At 70.5% G+C, this 16,960-nt stretch carries 11 protein-coding genes; 2 read left to right on the top strand and 9 right to left on the bottom strand.

Going from position 1 to position 16,960, the window contains the following annotated elements; translation table 11 throughout:
- Positions 1–206: 206 nt before the first annotated feature.
- Both ACGF8B_RS28155 and lepA read right to left on the bottom strand, forming a co-directional pair.
- Entirely contained in the window at positions 207–2,093 is a 1,887-nt protein-coding gene (locus tag ACGF8B_RS28155; protein WP_392743954.1) for an AMP-dependent synthetase/ligase, read from the bottom strand.
- 307 nt (positions 2,094–2,400) lie between these two features.
- Positions 2,401–4,275 (bottom strand): translation elongation factor 4, encoded by a 1,875-nt coding sequence (lepA, locus tag ACGF8B_RS28150; protein ID WP_385201814.1) that lies wholly within the window; start codon positions 4,273–4,275, stop codon positions 2,401–2,403.
- A 215-nt stretch (positions 4,276–4,490) separates the two neighbouring features.
- On the opposite strand from lepA, the gene rpsT reads away from it, so the two are divergent.
- Complete coding sequence (gene rpsT, locus ACGF8B_RS28145; protein WP_093897085.1) at positions 4,491–4,757, top strand: 30S ribosomal protein S20; 267 nt, start codon at positions 4,491–4,493, stop codon at positions 4,755–4,757.
- Positions 4,758–5,145: 388 nt separating this feature from the next.
- On the opposite strand, the gene holA is transcribed toward rpsT, so the two are convergent.
- The gene (gene holA / locus ACGF8B_RS28140) at positions 5,146–6,132 is read right to left on the bottom strand and encodes a DNA polymerase III subunit delta (protein WP_342285420.1); all 987 of its coding nucleotides are present in this window, start codon (positions 6,130–6,132) and stop codon (positions 5,146–5,148) included.
- A 104-nt stretch (positions 6,133–6,236) separates the two neighbouring features.
- On the opposite strand from holA, the gene ACGF8B_RS28135 reads away from it, so the two are divergent.
- A complete protein-coding gene (locus ACGF8B_RS28135; RefSeq protein ID WP_199883160.1) occupies positions 6,237–6,482 on the top strand; it encodes a hypothetical protein in 246 nt (81 codons plus the stop codon).
- A gap of 15 nt (positions 6,483–6,497) precedes the next feature.
- On the opposite strand, the gene ACGF8B_RS28130 is transcribed toward ACGF8B_RS28135, so the two are convergent.
- The 6 genes from ACGF8B_RS28130 to leuS all read right to left on the bottom strand — a co-directional run bounded on the left by ACGF8B_RS28130 (position 6,498) and on the right by leuS (position 16,830).
- Positions 6,498–7,382, bottom strand: a complete 885-nt coding sequence (locus ACGF8B_RS28130) for a YceI family protein (protein ID WP_392743950.1) — start codon at positions 7,380–7,382, stop codon at positions 6,498–6,500.
- A gap of 412 nt (positions 7,383–7,794) precedes the next feature.
- Entirely contained in the window at positions 7,795–10,491 is a 2,697-nt protein-coding gene (locus tag ACGF8B_RS28125) for a ComEC/Rec2 family competence protein (RefSeq protein WP_392743948.1), read from the bottom strand.
- Positions 10,488–10,913, bottom strand: a complete 426-nt coding sequence (locus ACGF8B_RS28120) for a helix-hairpin-helix domain-containing protein (RefSeq protein ID WP_392743946.1) — start codon at positions 10,911–10,913, stop codon at positions 10,488–10,490. The genes ACGF8B_RS28125 and ACGF8B_RS28120 overlap by 4 nt, the downstream gene beginning before the upstream one ends.
- Before the next feature lie 1,131 nt (positions 10,914–12,044).
- Positions 12,045–12,890, bottom strand: coding sequence for a DegV family protein (locus tag ACGF8B_RS28115; RefSeq protein WP_317863681.1), 846 nt, complete (start codon positions 12,888–12,890; stop codon positions 12,045–12,047).
- A gap of 108 nt (positions 12,891–12,998) precedes the next feature.
- The gene (locus ACGF8B_RS28110; RefSeq protein ID WP_392743943.1) at positions 12,999–13,793 is read right to left on the bottom strand and encodes a hypothetical protein; all 795 of its coding nucleotides are present in this window, start codon (positions 13,791–13,793) and stop codon (positions 12,999–13,001) included.
- A gap of 163 nt (positions 13,794–13,956) precedes the next feature.
- Positions 13,957–16,830 (bottom strand): leucine--tRNA ligase, encoded by a 2,874-nt coding sequence (gene leuS, locus ACGF8B_RS28105; RefSeq protein ID WP_392743941.1) that lies wholly within the window; start codon positions 16,828–16,830, stop codon positions 13,957–13,959.
- Between the last annotated feature and the right edge of the window lie 130 nt (positions 16,831–16,960).

Below are 16,960 nucleotides of genomic sequence, written 5' to 3'. Positions count from 1 at the left end.
GGGCCCCACGGTGCGGCTCCTGACCTGTTCTCGCTCTGTCTGTTCTCGTTGCTGTCTGTCTGTTCTCGTTGGGCGGCGCTGGCGACACCGACAGAGTGACAGATGGACCATGCCCATAAGCAGCGAGTTGCCGAAGTGAGCGGAGAAAATGAGCGGGGAACGGGACAGGAGCGGCCGCACCGTGCGGCCGCTCCGCGAGGAGCTGTCTATGCCTCGCGGGTTCCCGCGTACATGTCGTCGATGAGGCCCTGGTACGCGCGCTCGACGACCGGCCGCTTCAGCTTGAGGCTGGGCGTCAGCTCGCCGTGCTCGATGTCCAGGTCGCGGGGCAGCAGCCGGAACTTCTTGATGGTCTGCCAGCGCTGCAGACCCTCGTTGAGCCGCTTCACGTAGCCCTCGATGAGCTCGACGGCCTGCGGGGAGGCCACCACTTCGGCGTACGGCTTCCCGCCCAGGCCGTTCTCGGCGGCCCAGCCGAGGATGGTCGGCTCGTCCAGCGCGATCAGGGCGGTGCAGAAGTTACGGTCCGCGCCGTGCACCAGGATGTTGGAGACGAACGGGCAGACCGCCTTGAACTGTCCCTCGACCTCCGCCGGGGCGATGTACTTGCCGCCGGACGTCTTGATCAGGTCCTTCTTGCGGTCGGTGATCCGGAGGTAGCCGTCCACGGACAGCTCGCCGATGTCGCCGGTGTGGAACCAGCCGTCCGACTCCAGCACCTCGGCGGTCTTCTCCGGCTGCCCGTGGTAGCCCTGCATGATCCCGGGGCCGCGCAGCAGGATCTCGCCGTCGTCCGCGATCCGTACCTCGGTGCCGGGGAGCGGCTTGCCGACGGTGCCGGTGCGGTAGGCCTCGCCCGGGTTGACGAAGGAGGCGGCGCTGGACTCGGTGAGGCCGTAGCCCTCCAGGATGTGGATCCCGGCGCCCGCGAAGAAGAGGCCGATGTCGGGGGCAAGCGCCGCGGAGCCGGAGATGCAGGCGCGCAGCCGGCCGCCGAAGGCCTCGCGGATCTTGGCGAAGACCAGGGTGTCGGCGACCTTGTGCTTGGCACCGAGGGCGAAGGGGACCGAGGCCGTGCCGGTGCGCCGGAAGTTGTCCTGCGAGACCGTCGCGTGCTCGCGGGCGACCCCGGCCGCCCACTGGAAGATCTTGTACTTGGCACCGCCACCGGCCCGCGCCTTGGCGGCGACGCCGTTGTAGACCTTCTCGAAGATGCGGGGCACGGCCGCCATGTACGTCGGCTGGACCACCGGGAGGTTCTCGATGATCTTGTCGACCCGGCCGTCCACGGCGGTGACGTGGCCGACCTCGATCTGGCCGGAGGTGAGGACCTTGCCGAAGACGTGCGCGAGCGGCAGCCAGAGGTACTGCACGTCCTCCGGGGTGATCAGGCCGGTCGCCACGGTCGCCTTGGCCATGTACGACCAGTTGTCGTGCGGCAGGCGCACGCCCTTGGGGCGGCCGGTGGTGCCCGAGGTGTAGATCAGGGTGGCGAGCTGGTCGGCCGTGATGGCGGAGACCCGCTCCTTGACCGCCTCGGGGTGCTTCGCCAGGTGCTCGGCGCCGCGGGCCTCCAGCTCGGCGAGGGTGATCACCCAGCCCTCGGGGTCGCCCTCGGCGGGTCCGGCGCCCTCGGGGTCGATGACGACGACATGGGCGAGGTCCGGCAGTTCGGCGCGGCGCTCGCGGGCCTTGGCCAGCTGGGCGGCGTCCTCGGCGATGAGCACCCGGCTCTCGGAGTCGGAGAGGATGAACGCCGACTCCTCCGCGTTGGTCGACGGGTAGACCGTGGTGGTGGCGGCACCCGCGCACATCACACCGAGGTCGACGAGGATCCATTCCACCCGCGTGCTCGCGGCGAGCGCGACCCGCTCCTCCGGCTGCACGCCCAGACCGATGAGCCCGGCCGCGACGGCGTAGACCCGCTCGGCGGCCTGTGCCCAGCTCAGCGACTTCCACTCATCGGGTCCGTCGCCGGCGGCCGGGACGGGGTAGCGGTACGCCTCCCCGTCCGGGGTGGCCGCCACGCGGTCGATGAAGAGGTTCGCCACGGAGGGCGGTCGGTTCTCGATCAAGGTCAGTGTGTCGCTCACGACGTCCTCCGGGCCTGCGGCAGTGCTTCACGACCGGCTGCTGATGGCTGCTGTGTACCGCTTGTTCCTGTGCCTGTTCCTGTGCCTGTCCCCGCGCCTGTTCCTGCGTGCGTCCGTCTGCTCGTCCTGCTCGGGGACCCGCCTTGTTTAACTGGCGAGTAACTACGAAGTCGTGATCAGGGTAGAGCGCCCGCGTCCACCGCGTAAGAGGCAACGGGCCGCCGCTTCATAACAAACGGGCCCCCATGCCGCGGGGTGGCGCGGCATGGGGGCCCACAGGGCTGTCACCGGGGGGTGGGGCGGCGGGCTACTTCTTGCCCTTGCCCTCGCCGCCGGACTCGTCCGTCGACAGCACGGCGATGAAGGCCTCCTGCGGCACCTCCACATTGCCGACCATCTTCATCCGCTTCTTGCCCTCCTTCTGCTTCTCCAGCAGCTTCCGCTTACGGGAGATGTCACCGCCGTAGCACTTGGCGAGGACGTCCTTGCGGATGGCGCGGACGGTCTCACGGGCGATGACCCGGGAGCCGATGGCGGCCTGGATCGGCACCTCGAAGTTCTGCCGCGGGATCAGCTCGCGCAGCTTGGCGACCAGCCGGACGCCGTACGCGTACGCCTTGTCCTTGTGGGTGACCGCGGAGAACGCGTCGACCTTGTCGCCGTGCAGCAGGATGTCGACCTTGACGAGCTGGGCGGTCTGCTCGCCGGTGGGCTCGTAGTCGAGCGAGGCGTAGCCCCGGGTCTTGGACTTCAGCTGGTCGAAGAAGTCGAAGACGATCTCGGCGAGCGGCAGGGTGTAACGGATCTCGACCCGGTCCTCGGAGAGGTAGTCCATGCCGAGCAGGGTGCCGCGCCGCTGCTGGCAGAGCTCCATGATCGCGCCGATGAACTCGCTGGGGGCCAGGACCGTGGCGCGCACGACGGGCTCGTGCACCTTGTCGATCTTGCCCTCGGGGAATTCGCTCGGGTTGGTGACGATGTGCTCGGTGCCGTCCTCCATGTCGACGCGGTAGACCACGTTGGGGGCGGTGGCGATGAGTTCGAGGCCGAACTCGCGCTCCAGCCGCTCCCGGATCACGTCGAGGTGGAGCAGTCCGAGGAAGCCGACGCGGAAACCGAAGCCGAGGGCCGCGGAGGTCTCCGGCTCGTACACCAGGGCGGCGTCGTTGAGCTGGAGCTTGTCCAGCGCCTCGCGCAGGTCCGGGTAGTCCGATCCGTCCAGCGGGTACAGGCCCGAGAAAACCATCGGCTTGGGGTCCTTGTAGCCGCCCAGCGCCTCGGTCGCGCCCTTGTTCAGGGAGGTGATGGTGTCACCGACCTTGGACTGCCGGACGTCCTTCACACCGGTGATGATGTAGCCGACCTCGCCCACGCCGAGGCCGTCGGCCGGAGTCATCTCCGGGGAGGAGACCCCGATCTCCAGCAGCTCGTGGGTGGCGCCGGTGGACATCATCCGGATGCGCTCGCGCTTGTTGAGCTGGCCGTCGACCACCCGGACGTACGTGACGACGCCGCGGTACGAGTCGTAGACCGAGTCGAAGATCATCGCGCGGGCGGGGGCGTCCGCCTGGCCGACCGGGGCCGGGACGTCCCTGACCACCCGGTCGAGCAGCGCGTCCACGCCGACGCCGGTCTTCGCGGAGACCTTGAGCACGTCCTCCGGCTGGCAGCCGATGAGGTTGGCCAGCTCCTCGGAGAACTTCTCGGGCTGCGCGGCCGGCAGGTCGATCTTGTTGAGCACCGGGACGATGGTGAGGTCGTTCTCCATCGCCAGGTAGAGGTTGGCCAGGGTCTGGGCCTCGATGCCCTGCGCGGCGTCGACCAGCAGGACCGTGCCCTCGCAGGCGGCGAGCGAACGGGAGACCTCGTAGGTGAAGTCCACGTGGCCCGGGGTGTCGATCATGTTGAGGACATGGGTGCTGCCCTGGCCCTCGCCCGTGGTGGGCGCCCAGGGCAGCCGCACCGCCTGGGACTTGATGGTGATGCCGCGCTCGCGCTCGATGTCCATCCGGTCGAGGTACTGAGCACGCATCTGCCGCTGGTCGACCACACCGGTCAGCTGGAGCATCCGGTCGGCAAGGGTCGACTTGCCGTGGTCGATGTGCGCGATGATGCAGAAGTTGCGGATCAGCGCCGGGTCGGTACGGCTCGGCTCGGGCACGTTGGTAGGAGTCGCGGGCACGCAGGGTCCTGATTCTTGAGACGCCGAACGCCGTGTCTCGGGTCGATGTCGGGTCGGTCGGATCGATACGTAGCCTCCATCGTCCCATGGTTGCGGGGCGGAGACCGGTTTGGGCCGGTCGGAGCGGGGCTGGTACCGTTGACAGCTGTGCCTCGCGACTCTCTCAGGCCGTGGGGCGCACATCGAAGATCCAACGAACCTGAAAAGGCTCTTTCGTGGCGAACATCAAGTCCCAGATCAAGCGGAACAAGACGAACGAGAAGGCGCGCCTGCGCAACAAGGCCGTCAAGTCCTCGCTCAAGACCGCTATCCGCAAGGCCCGTGAGGCTGCCGTCGCCGGTGACGTCGAGAAGGCCACCACGGCCGCTCGCGACGCCTCCCGCGCGCTCGACAAGGCCGTCTCGAAGGGTGTCATCCACAAGAACGCTGCCGCCAACAAGAAGTCGGCGCTGGCCTCCAAGGTTGCCTCCCTCCAGGGCTGAGCATTCTGATGTGATCGCCGGAACGGACCCAGCGGGCCCTCTCTCCCGTTCCTGACCGGCACCCCGCGCCGCACACCGAACCTGCGTTCGCCACGCGGGTGCGGCGCACCAAAGCTTGAACCGAAGGCCCCGGCCTCAGCTCTCCCCAGAGCGAGGACCGGGGCCTTCGGCGTGCGCGGAACCGGCCCGGTCTCGGGGCAGGGCTCAGGGCTGAGGGCTGAGGGCTGAGGGCTCAGGGACGAGGCGATCAGGGGCCAGGGACGAGGCGGGGAAGGGGCCAGGGAAGAGTCGGGTCAGGGTCCAGGGGCGAGGCGGACACCGGCTGCCCCGTCGTCCTGCCTCCTGCCTCCTGCCCTGTCGTCCTGCCCGGCGCTCACCGCCCCGGGGTTCACCGTCCGGACCGCGCCGCCCGTGCCACCGCGACCACGGCCTTCTCCAGGGCGTACTCCGGGTCGTCGCCACCGCCCTTGACCCCCGCGTCCGCCTCCGCGACCGCCCGCAGTGCGACGGCCACCCCGTCCGGCGTCCAGCCACGCATCTGCTGCCGCACCCGGTCGATCTTCCACGGCGGCATGCCCAGCTCACGGGCAAGATCGGCGGGCCGGCCGCCACGGGCCGAGGACAGCTTGCCGATCGCCCGTACGCCCTGCGCCAGCGCACTCGTGATCAGCACCGGCGCCACCCCGGTCGACAGCGACCAGCGCAACGCCTCCAACGCCTCCGCCGCCCGGCCCTCCACCGCACGGTCGGCGACCGTGAAGCTCGACGCCTCGGCCCGGCCCGTGTAGTAACGGGCGACCACCGCCTCGTCGATGGTGCCCTCGACATCCGCGACGAGCTGCGAGGCCGCGCTCGCCAGCTCCCGCAGATCGCTGCCGATGGAGTCGACCAGCGCCTGGCACGCCTCGGGCGTCGCCGAACGCCCCAGCGCCCGGAACTCGGACCGTACGAATGAGAGCCGCTCGGCCGGTTTGGTGGTCTTCGGGCAGGCGACCTCCCGCGCACCCGCCTTGCGCGCCGCGTCCAGCAGGCCCTTGCCCTTGGCGCCGCCCGCGTGCAGGAGGACGAGGGTGATCTCCTCGACCGGGTCGCCGAGATACGCCTTGACGTCCTTGACCGTGTCGGCGGAGAGGTCCTGCGCATTGCGCACGATCACCACCTTGCGCTCGGCGAAGAGCGACGGACTCGTCAGCTCGGCGAGGGTGCCGGGCTGGAGCTGGTCGGAGGTGAGGTCACGGACATCCGTGTCGGGGTCGGAGGCCCGGGCGGCCGCCACCACCTGCTGAACGGCGCGGTCGAGGAGCAGGTCCTCCTGGCCCACGGCGAGCGTGAGGGGGGCGAGCGGGTCGTCGGTGGAATTCCTTCTGGTGGCCATCGCCGTCCAGCATCCCATGCACCACCGACAGCCCCCGATGACCTCCCCGGCCGCCCTGTCCACCGGGCCGGGGCCGGGGCGCCGCGGTGCGGGAGAATGGGCCGGTGAGTGATGTGAGACATGTGCTGGTGCTGCCCGACCGCGATGCCGCGGAGGAGGTGGCCGGGGAGCTCGCCGACCGGTTCGGGGTCGCCGAGGAGCCCCAGCTCGTACGCGACGCGCTGGCCGGCGAGGACGACGCCGAGGACGCCCAGTGGCTGGTGGTCGTGGAGGACCCGTCCGGACGGCTGGACTCGTCGGCGCTGGATGCCTTCGCCGCTGAGTACGAGGGGTGGCTCGAAGCGCCCTGACGGGGCGCCCGGGGCTCAGGTCTTGGGGACGATCTGGATGTCCAGGTCGATGGAGATGCTGGATCCCACGGCCGCGATGCCGCGGGCGAGCATGGTCTGCCAGGTGAGGGTGAAGTCCTCACGGTGCAATTCCGTGGTGGCCCGGCAGGCGGCACGGGTCTCGCCCTCAAGGCCGTTGCCCAGGCCGAGGTACTGGGTGTCCAGGGTGACTGTGCGACTGACGCCGTGCAGGGTGAGCGCACCGGTCACGCCCCAGCGGGTGCCGCCCCGGTGGACGAAGCGCTCGCTGTAGAACTCCATCGTCGGATAGCGCCCGACGTCGAGGAAGTCGCTGGAGCGCAGATGGTCGTCCCGCATCTGGACATTCGTGTCGATCGACGCGGCGTCGATGATCACGTGCATGGCGGAGTCCTCCATGCGGTCGGCGATCCGCACGGCCCCCGCGAAGTTGTTGAACCGGCCGTGGATGCGCGCCAGGCCGATGTGCCGGGCCGTGAAGCCGATCTGCGAGTGCATCGGCTCGACCTCCCACTCCCCCGGCGCGGGGAGCTGCGGAGGCGCGGACAGCTGAAGGGTCACATCGCCCAGGCTCGCGTGACCGCCCTCGACGACCGTGGCCGACGCGTGGAACGGGGTGAAGCCCTCGGCCGTGACCGCGAGCCGGTACTCACCGGCCGGGACAGTGGCGAGGACGTTGCCGAACGGGTCGGTCTCACCGCCGAAGACCTTGCGGCCCGCGCTGTCCGTGACCACGAACTCGGCCAGCGGCACGACCTCGTTGACCGGGTCGAGCACCCGGCAACTGAGCAATCCGGCAGTGCGCGGCACCTCCAGCCCGGCCAGGGCGTTGCCCTGCGCCGAACCCGCCGCTCGCCTGCCGTTCAGCCAACGACCGAACATGTTCCACCTTCCCCCGGGACGATTCACCTTGGGGCCCGGCGGCTGGACGTCTCTGTCGGAGCAGCGGCCCACCGACGAGCATGCATTCGATCACCATTGTGCCGTTCGAGGCAAACAGCGCAGCTCGGAGGGTCTTGAAGTGGCTTGGGTGGAGGTGTTACCGAAGGTCCGAATTGGTATCACCGGCGCCGCCGGAGACGGTGGCCATGAGGCCGACGGAGCCGCGCTGTCGTAGGGCTGGCGGAGCCACGCTGTTGTAGAGCCGCGCTGTCGTGGGGCCTGCGGAGCCGCGCTGTTGTAGAACCCGCGGAGCCACGCTGTCGTAGAACCGGCGGAGCCGCGCGGCTGTAGGAGCCGACGGAGCCGTGCGGCTGTAGGAGCCGACGGAGCCGTGCGGTCGTAGTGCCGGCCGTCACGACCGGCCCACCGCCCGCAGCCCCGACCCGACACCCGTCACGGCGATCGCACCATCGGTGTCCGTACGCAGCACCACGGCGCCGCCCGCCCTGAGCGCATCGACGGTACGCGGTGCCGGATGGCCGTACGGGTTGTCCCTTCCCACGCTCACCAGGGCGAGCCTCGGGTGCGTGCTGCGCAGCAGCGCCGGGTCCTGATGGGCGGAGCCGTGATGCGCGACCTTGAGCACATCCACCCTCGGCAGCACGGGATATCTGCGCAGCACCCCCTGCTGGGCCTCCGGTTCGAGGTCCCCCAGCAGCAACAAGGTCAGCCCTCCGGCCCGGACGTACAGGGTGACACTGGCGTCGTTCGGCTCCAGCGGTACGGGACCGGCACCCGGGCCCGCCGGTATTCCGCCGGGCCCCGTGGCGCTCGCCGGCCAGAGGACCCGCCAGTCGAGCGCCCCGATCCGGCGGCGCTCCCCCAGGACGGCCCGGACCAGAGGGACGTGTGATTCGGCCGCCGTCCTCCGTACGAACGCGGCCTGGTCCGGCGGTTCGTCCAGGCTCGTCGTCTCGATCGCACCCACTGCCCTGCCCCGCAACACCCCGGGCAGGCCCCGCACGTGGTCGGCGTGAAAGTGCGTGAGGACCAGGAACGGCACCTCGGTGATGCCGAGATCACCAAGGCACCGGTCGACGAGTGAAGGATCGGGACCCGCATCGACGACCACCCCCGCACCGTCCCCCGCCGCCAGCACCAGGGCGTCCCCCTGCCCCACATCGCACATCGCGAACGCCCAGCCCGGCGGCGGCCATCCGGTCAGCATCCGGGTGAGCGGCACCGGACGCAGCACCGCGAGAACCAGCAGCAGCGCGGCGGCCGAGCAGACCCAGGGGCGGCGCACGATCCGGCGGGCGAGGAGCACCACCAGAGCGGTCAGCGCGGTGAGCAGCACCGCGCCCTTCCCACCGTCGGGCCAGCCGATCTCCGCCCCGGGCAGGGCCGCCCCGGTGCGGGCAACCGAAGCGATCCAACCGGCAGGCCACCCCGCGATCCTGGCGAGCAACTCCGCCGCCGGCATGGCCACCGGCGCCAGGGCGAGCGCGGCGAACCCGAGGATCGTGGCCGGCGGCACCGCCATCTCGGCCAGCAGATTGCACGGGATCGCCACCAGGCTGACCCGCGAAGCGAGCAGCACGACCACCGGCGCGCACACCGCCTGCGCGGCGGCCGCCGCGGCCAGCGCCTCGGCGAGCCTGGCCGGAACTCCGCGCCGTTGCAGCGCATCGCTCCATTTCGGGGCGATGGTCAGCAGGGCGCCGGTGGCCAGCACGGAGAGGATGAAACCGTAACTGCGCGCCATCCACGGGTCGTAGAAGATCAGCAACAGGACTGCGGCCGCCAGCGCCGGGATCAGTGATCTCCGCCGCCCCGTACCAATGGCCAGCAGGGTGATCAGCCCGCACGCCGCCGCCCGCAGAACGCTCGGCTCGGGTCGGCAGACGATGACGAAGGCCAGCGTGAGCCCGCCGCCGAGCAGCGCCGTGAGCCGCAGCGAAATGCCCAACCGGGGTGCCAGCCCGCGTCGTTCGGCGCGGAGGGCCATGCCTGGTGGCCCGATGAGGAGGACGAGCAGGATCGCCAGGTTGGAGCCGGAGACGGCCATCAGGTGGGTGAGATCGGCGGCCTTGAACGCCTCGTGCAGTTCGGGGGTGATCCGTGAGGTGTCACCGACCACCAGCCCAGGCAGCAGGGCCCTTGCATCGGGATCGAGCCGCTCGGTCGCCTGTCGCAGCCCGCCGCGCAGCGTGCCTGCCGTGCGCTGGAGGACGGAGGGAGGCCCGATGACGCGAGGCGGCCCCTTGCCCTCGGGGCGCAGGACGGCGGCACTGCGCTCCCCGTCGTGCAGGGGTGGTGACAGTCGGCCGCCGACACGCAGGTGTGTGGAGGGGAGCAACTGCTGCCACGGTCCCGCCGACCCGCCGGGCGAGACGATCAGCAGCACTGGCGTACTCAGCCCGGTGACCGCACCGTCGGGACCGGTCAGCCGGGTGATCTCAGCATCCATGAGGAGGGCGACGGGTGTGCTGTGGTCGCCCCGCACCCGGGGCGTGGTCCGCCGGGCATCGGACGTCACCGTGAGCTCCACCTCGACCGTCGCGAACCGCTCCGCCAGCTCGTGGACCGGCCCCTGCCGTACATCCGCACTGTGCAATCCGGCCGCCGCTGCCCCGACCGCCGCACAGAGCAACGCCCCGGCGGTGGCGGTAGCCGTGGCCCGCGACCACCACCGCCGCCCGTCTGCCGCAGCGCTGTCCGTAGTGTCGGCGCCCGCATCCCCGTCCGCATCAACATCAGCATGGGCATGGGCATGGGCATCAGCGTTCGCCCCGGCATCGGCATCGGCATCGGCATCGGCATCGGCATCGGCATCGGAGGAGGGTCTGTCTGGTGAGGCACCGGCCGCCTCTCTGCGCAGCACACGGGTTCCGGACGCCCCCGACATGGCCAGGAGCACCATGGCCGCACCCACGCAGAGGAGCACACCCACCGTCGTCCACCACCCTGGCGCACTCAGCGCCAGTGCCGCTCCGGCCCAGGCCGCCACGGCAGGCGGAACCAGGCGGAGATCGGCCGGACCCTCCTGCCGCGGTTCGGAGGCGCCGAGTCGACCGCCGGACGCCGCATGGACGTCCAGGTGGCTCATGGCCCCACCAATGGCTGGAGGTCGGCGAACCTGCGGTCACCGATCCCGTTGACCTCACGCAGTTCATCGACGGAACGGAAGCCGCCGTGCTGTGTGCGGTAGTCGACGATGTGCTGGGCCAGAACCGGGCCGACACCCGGCAGTGTGTCCAACTGTTCGACAGTCGCGGTGTTGAGGCTGACCGGACCGGCCGCAGCGCTCCCGCCGCCGCTGCCCGTCGCGACGCCTGCCGCCCCACCGGCAGTTGGAGACCCTGGCGGGGTGCCCACCACGATCTGTTCCCCGTCCATGAGCACCCGCGCCCGGTTGAGTCCGGTCAGGTCCGCTCCGTCCCGGACTCCGCCCGCCGCGCGTAACGCATCGGCGACCCTTGCTCCGGAAGGCAGTTGACGGATACCAGGCCTTCGCACCTTTCCGCTCACGTCAACGACAATGTGTCCGCCCGGCCCCGCCCCTGGCGGCGGTCCCGGCGACGGCTCCGGCCCCCCGGCGCCGTCCGCCGTCGGAGGCGACGTCCGGGCGGACGCGGCCTCCGCGACCGGCTCGGGCGCACGCACGGACTGTGGGCGAGCGGACCAGAAGTGCACTGCGGCAAAAACTCCGGCCGCGACCAGCACAACGGCCAACGCAGCAAGAGTCTTTGGCTCCAGACCACATCTGAGCTGCAACCACAGCGGAAGCCGCTCCCGCAACGCGGGAACCACCCTCTGCCGCCACCGCCCCACCCCTTCGGAAACCGGAACGGTGGCCGAAACCGAAACCGAAACCGAGGACGAGGACGAGGACGAGGACGAGGGCGACGAGCCCCGCTCAGAAATGGAAGCACCAGCCGCAGCCCCAACCGGCCTTGGGCTTGGATTCGGGCTCGGGCTCGGGCTCGGACTCGGGCTCGGACTCGGGCCGTGACCTGGGCGTGGACTCGGGCTTGAGCTTGGGCGCGTGACCGGAGAGGAAACCGGAGACGAGTCCGGCGCCGAAACCGGAGTCGGGGCAACCCCCAGCACAGGCCGCGCGACCCGCCCTCCGTACGCCCCCGTCATAAGCGCGTCCGCCCGACGCCGCGACGCCGCAGCCACCGTGTCCGCTGCACGGCGCGACGACCGTCGCCGACCGGGCCCGGGGCCCGAGCCCGGTCCGGCGCCGACACCTGGTCCGGTACCGGGGCCGCTACGGACACGACCGTCCGAGGCCGGGGCCCGACCGGGGCCACTGCCGCTTCCGCTGGTTGCACGATGTGATCGGGGTGCCATGCCTCACGACGGTAGGCACATCCGCCCGAATCCGCCGAGCAGGTCTGATTCCGGTGGACAACCGACCAGTTGTGGATATCTCGACCACTCATCGGAGTGACGCCCGAAGCAACCAAAGCACGCGGAGCGCCCGAGGCATCCAGAGCACACAGGGCACGCACGACACCCAAACCACCCGGAACGCGCAAGACGTCACCAGGCCCGGCCGACCCCCGCCCAGCCTCCTGCCCGCCCGACCGAGCCCCGCCCGACCTCCCGGCTACCCGACCTCCCGGCCGCCCAGCCGCCCGCCTCGTCGGCCGATCAGCGCGGCGAGACCACTGCCCCCAGCAGACCGGGTCCGGTGTGCGCACCGATCACCGCACCCACCTCGCTCACATGCAGGTCGACCAGCCCCGGCACCCGCTCACGCAGTCGCTCGGCGAGCCGCTCCGCCCGCTCGGGGGCCGCGAGGTGGTGCACGGCGATGTCCACGCGGCCGCTGCCCGCGCGCTCCGCGACGATCTCCTCCAGGCGCGCGATCGCCTTCGAGGCCGTCCGTACCTTCTCCAGCAGTTCGATGCGCCCGCCGTCGAGCTGGAGCAGCGGCTTCACCGCGAGAGCCGATCCCAGCAGCGCCTGTGCGGCACCGATGCGGCCACCGCGCCGCAGGTAGTCCAGCGTGTCGACGTAGAAGTACGCCGAGGTGCCCGCGGCCCGCTTCTCCGCGGCCGCGACCGCCTCGTCCAGGCTTCCGCCCGCCTCCGCCGTCTCCGCGGATGCCAGGGCGCAGAATCCGAGGGCCATGGCGACCATCCCGGTGTCCACCACACGGACCGGAACCAGCGCCTCCTTCGCCGCGAGCAGGGCCGCGTCGTACGTGCCCGAGATCTCGGCCGAGAGATGCAGCGAGACGATGCCGGTGGCCCCCGCCTCGGCCGCCGCCCGGTACGCGGCGGCGAACACCTCGGGACTCGGCCGGGACGTGGTCACGGGACGACGCTTCTGGAGCGCCACCGCAAGGGAACGGGCCGAGATCTCGGTACCGTCCTCCAGAGCCTGATCTCCGAGGACGACGGTCAGCGGCACCGCGGTGATGCCGTGCCGCTCCATCGTCTCGGGCGGCAGGTAGGCCGTGGAATCGGTGACGATCGCGACATGGCGGGACATGAGCGGGAGGTTACCTGGCGAGTCCGTGTCCTGGCAGTCCGACCCCGACCGAATGATCTCTCCTGATCTCATCGGACCGCATCCGGTCACCGCCGGTCATCGAACGTGTCAGTTCGTCGTTTCGGGCCGGGGAGCCTTCTGCCACGGGTATCCGGTCTGCCGTCGCGGATCGGGGGCCGTGATCGCCCGCGCCGCGCCGTCGGCCGGCCCACTCCCCTGCCCCGGCTGCCGGCCCTGTCCCGGTCGCGGTTCCTGCCCCTGCATCTGCCCCGGTCGCTGCTCCTGCTCCGGTCCCCGGTTCGGCCCGCTCGCGTCACCCTGTGGCCCGCCGCCCCGCCCCTGGCCCGGTGCGTCCGGCTCCACCGTCCAGTGCCGGAGCGCCCCCGCCTCCACGTCGATCTGTGCGTTCAGCGCGTCCAGCGAGTCGTCGGAGAACTGCCGTGCCCGGTCACGCGCGGCCCACCGCAGCGAATCCGCGGAATGGGTGATCCGCTCCGTACGCTGCTTCAGGCTCGGCAGCAGCGAGGCGACGGTCGCCCGGTCGGGCTCGCGCTCCAGCTTCTTCAGCTCCTCGTCCAGCTCCCGGCCGTGCACACTCAGCCGCTGGAAAAGGCCCAGCGCCTCCGAGAGCGAGGCGTCCTCGGCGGCTCCGGCCTGCAACGCCTCCTGCGTGGCCCGCATGGATGTCCGCAGTGCAAGCCGCAGCTGTGCCAGCTCTCCACCCACGCCCGTCTGCCCATAGCTCTTCGCCCGCAGCGTGGTCTCCTCGACGGTGCGGCGTGCCTGGGCCATCGTCCGGTCCACGCCGCGCTTCGCCGCGCCGATGGCTTTGACACCCGCGTACACGCCCAGGGCCACGAACGCGAAGAAGAGCAACCCCAGAATCAGGATCACGGATTCCATGAGCGCCCCTCGGATGTCGTCTCGGCCGCCGGTACCGGCCCCTCCACCGTAAACGGAAAGGGCAGGTCGAGGGTTCCACCGGAACCCTCAACCTGCCCGTAGGGGAACACCCCCACACCGTCGCGCGCGGCCCGGTCAGCGCCTCACGCGGTACGCCACGCCATCATGCCGGGACGATGTTGACCAGCTTCGGTGCCCGGACGATCACCTTGCGGATGCCCGCACCGTCCAGCGCCGCCACCACGGCCGGGTCGGCCAGCGCCAGCGCCTCCAGCTCCTCGTCCGTGATCGACGGGGAGATCTCCAGGCGCGCCTTGACCTTGCCCTTGACCTGCACGACACAGGTCACGGTCTCGTCCACGACGTACGCCGGATCGGCGACCGGGAAGTCCTGGTGCACGACCGACCCGGTGTGGCCCAGTCGGCGCCACAGCTCCTCGGCGATGTGCGGTGCCAGCGGCGCGACCAGCAGCACCAGCGGCTCGGCGACGGACCGGGACAGCGGCCCGCCCGCCTTGGTCAGGTGGTTGTTCAGCTCGGTGACCTTGGCGATCGCCGTGTTGAAACGCATCCCGGCCATGTCCTGGCCGACCCCGTCGATGGCCTTGTGCAGCGCACGCAGCGTCTCCTCGCCCGGCTCCGTGTCGACGACGGTGACCTCACCGGTCTCCTCGTCGACGACATTGCGCCACAGCCGCTGCAGCAGCCGGTACTGGCCGACGACGGCGCGCGTGTCCCACGGCCGCGACACGTCCAGCGGGCCCATCGCCATCTCGTACAGGCGCAGCGTGTCCGCACCGTACTCGGTGCAGATCTCGTCGGGCGTGACGGCGTTCTTCAGGGACTTGCCCATCTTGCCCAGAACGCGGCTGACCTTCTCGCCCTGGTAGTAGAACTGTCCGTCGCGCTCCTCGACCTCGGCGGCCGGGACCGCGATGCCGCGGCTGTCCCGGTAGACGAACGCCTGGATCATGCCCTGGTTGTACAGCTTGTGGAACGGCTCGGCGGACGAGATGTGCCCCAGGTCGTGCAGGACCTTGGACCAGAAACGGGCGTACAGCAGGTGCAGTACGGCGTGCTCGGCGCCGCCGACGTACAGGTCGACGCCACCGGTCGGCTGCCCCTCGCGCGGCCCCATCCAGTACTGCTCGATCGCCGGGTCGACCAGCTTCTGGTCGTTGTTCGGGTCCAGATAGCGCAGCTCGTACCAGCAGGATCCCGCCCAGTTGGGCATGGTGTTGGTCTCACGGCGGTACTTCTTGGGACCGCTGCCGTCGCCCAGGTCCAGGGTGACGTTGACCCAGTCGGCGTTCCGGGACAGCGGCGTCTCGGGCCGGGTGTCGGCGTCCTCGGGGTCGAAGGTGCGCGGCGAGTAGTCGTCGACCTCCGGCAGCTCCAGGGGCAGCATCGACTCGGGCAGCGGGTGGGCGATGCCGTCCTCGTCGTAGACGATCGGGAAGGGCTCGCCCCAGTAGCGCTGACGGCTGAACAGCCAGTCACGCAGCCGGAAGTTGACGGTGCCCTCGCCGACGCCGTGCGTCGTCAGCCATTCGGTGATCCGCGCCTTGGCGTCGACGACGCCCAGGCCGTCCAGCGAGATCTCGTCGTTGGCGGAGTTGACCAACTTCGCGTCGTACGAGGCGAAGGCGTCCTCCCACGTCGAGGGGTCCGTGCCACGGTCGTCCGACGGCTCGACGACACAGCGCATCGGCAGCTCGAAGGCGCGCGCGAAGGCGAAGTCGCGCGCGTCGTGCGCCGGTACGGCCATGATCGCGCCGGTGCCGTAGCCCATCAGTACGTAGTCGGCGATGAAGACGGGTACCTTCTCGCCGCTGACCGGGTTGGTCGCGTACGCGCCGGTGAAGACACCGGTCTTGTCCTTGGCCTCGGCCTGCCGCTCCACGTCGGACTTGGCGGCGGCCAGCTTGCGGTAGGCGGCGACGGCCTCGGCCGGGGACGCGTATCCGCCGGTCCACACCGCGTGGGTGCCCTCGGGCCAGGCGGCCGGAATGATCCGTTCGACCAGCTCGTGCTCGGGCGCCAGCACCATGTAGGTGGCACCGAACAGGGTGTCCTGGCGGGTGGTGAAGACGGTGATGCTGTCGGAACCGTCGACCGGGAAGTCGACGCGCGCGCCTTCGGAGCGCCCGATCCAGTTGCGCTGCTGCAGCTTGATCGCCTCGGGCCAGTCCAGCCCGTCCAGGTCGTTCAGCAGCCGGTCGGCGTAGGCGGTGATACGCATGTTCCACTGACGCAGCTTGGCCTTGAAGACGGGGAAGTTGCCGCGCTCGGAGCGACCGTCGGCCGTCACCTCTTCGTTGGCCAGGACGGTGCCCAGGCCGGGCGACCAGTTGACGGGCGCGTCGGAGGCGTACGCCAGGCGGTACCCGCCCAGGACGTCCGCGCGCTCGATGGCGCTCAGCGCGCTCCAGTCACGGCCGTCCGGGGTGGGGCACGCACCGCTCTCGAACTGCTCGACCAGCTCGGCGATCGGGCGGGCGCGGTCGGCCTCGGCGTCGTACCAGGAGTTGAAGATCTGCAGGAAGATCCACTGGGTCCACTTGTAGTACTCCGACTCGATCGTGGCGAACGAGCGGCGCTTGTCGTGGCCCAGGCCCAGCCGGCGCAGCTGGGCGGTCATGTTCTCGATGTTGGCCTCGGTGGAGACCCGCGGGTGCGTGCCGGTCTGTACCGCGTACTGCTCCGCGGGCAGGCCGAAGGCGTCGAAGCCCAGGGTGTGCAGCACGTTGTGCCCGGTCATGCGCTGGTGGCGGGCGAAGACATCGGTGGCGATGTAGCCCAGCGGGTGACCGACGTGCAGGCCCGCACCCGAGGGGTACGGGAACATGTCCATGATGAACTTCTTCGGCCTGGCGGCCAGCTCGGGATCGCCGGCCAGGTCGCCGGTCGGATTCGGCGCCTCGTACGTGCCCTCGGCGTCCCAGAAGTCCTGCCAGCGTGCCTCGATGTCGGCGGCCATCGCCGCCGTGTAGCGGTGCGGCGCAGCCGTCTCGGCTGCGGAAGTCGTCTCGCTCATGATCCTCAAAGCTCCATCGATCGTCATCTGCCGGCGCCCATCTCTACGGACACGCGTCTACGGAAACGAAAAATCCCCTCGCACAGGAGGGGACGCCGCGCTGATTCCGACCAGGCGTTCTCACCGGTCG

This window comes from Streptomyces sp. NPDC047917, assembly GCF_043204345.1.
In the GTDB taxonomy this organism is placed as follows: Bacteria; Actinomycetota; Actinomycetes; order Streptomycetales; family Streptomycetaceae; genus Streptomyces; species Streptomyces sanglieri.
This window is presented reverse-complemented; position numbering and strand designations above follow the sequence as displayed.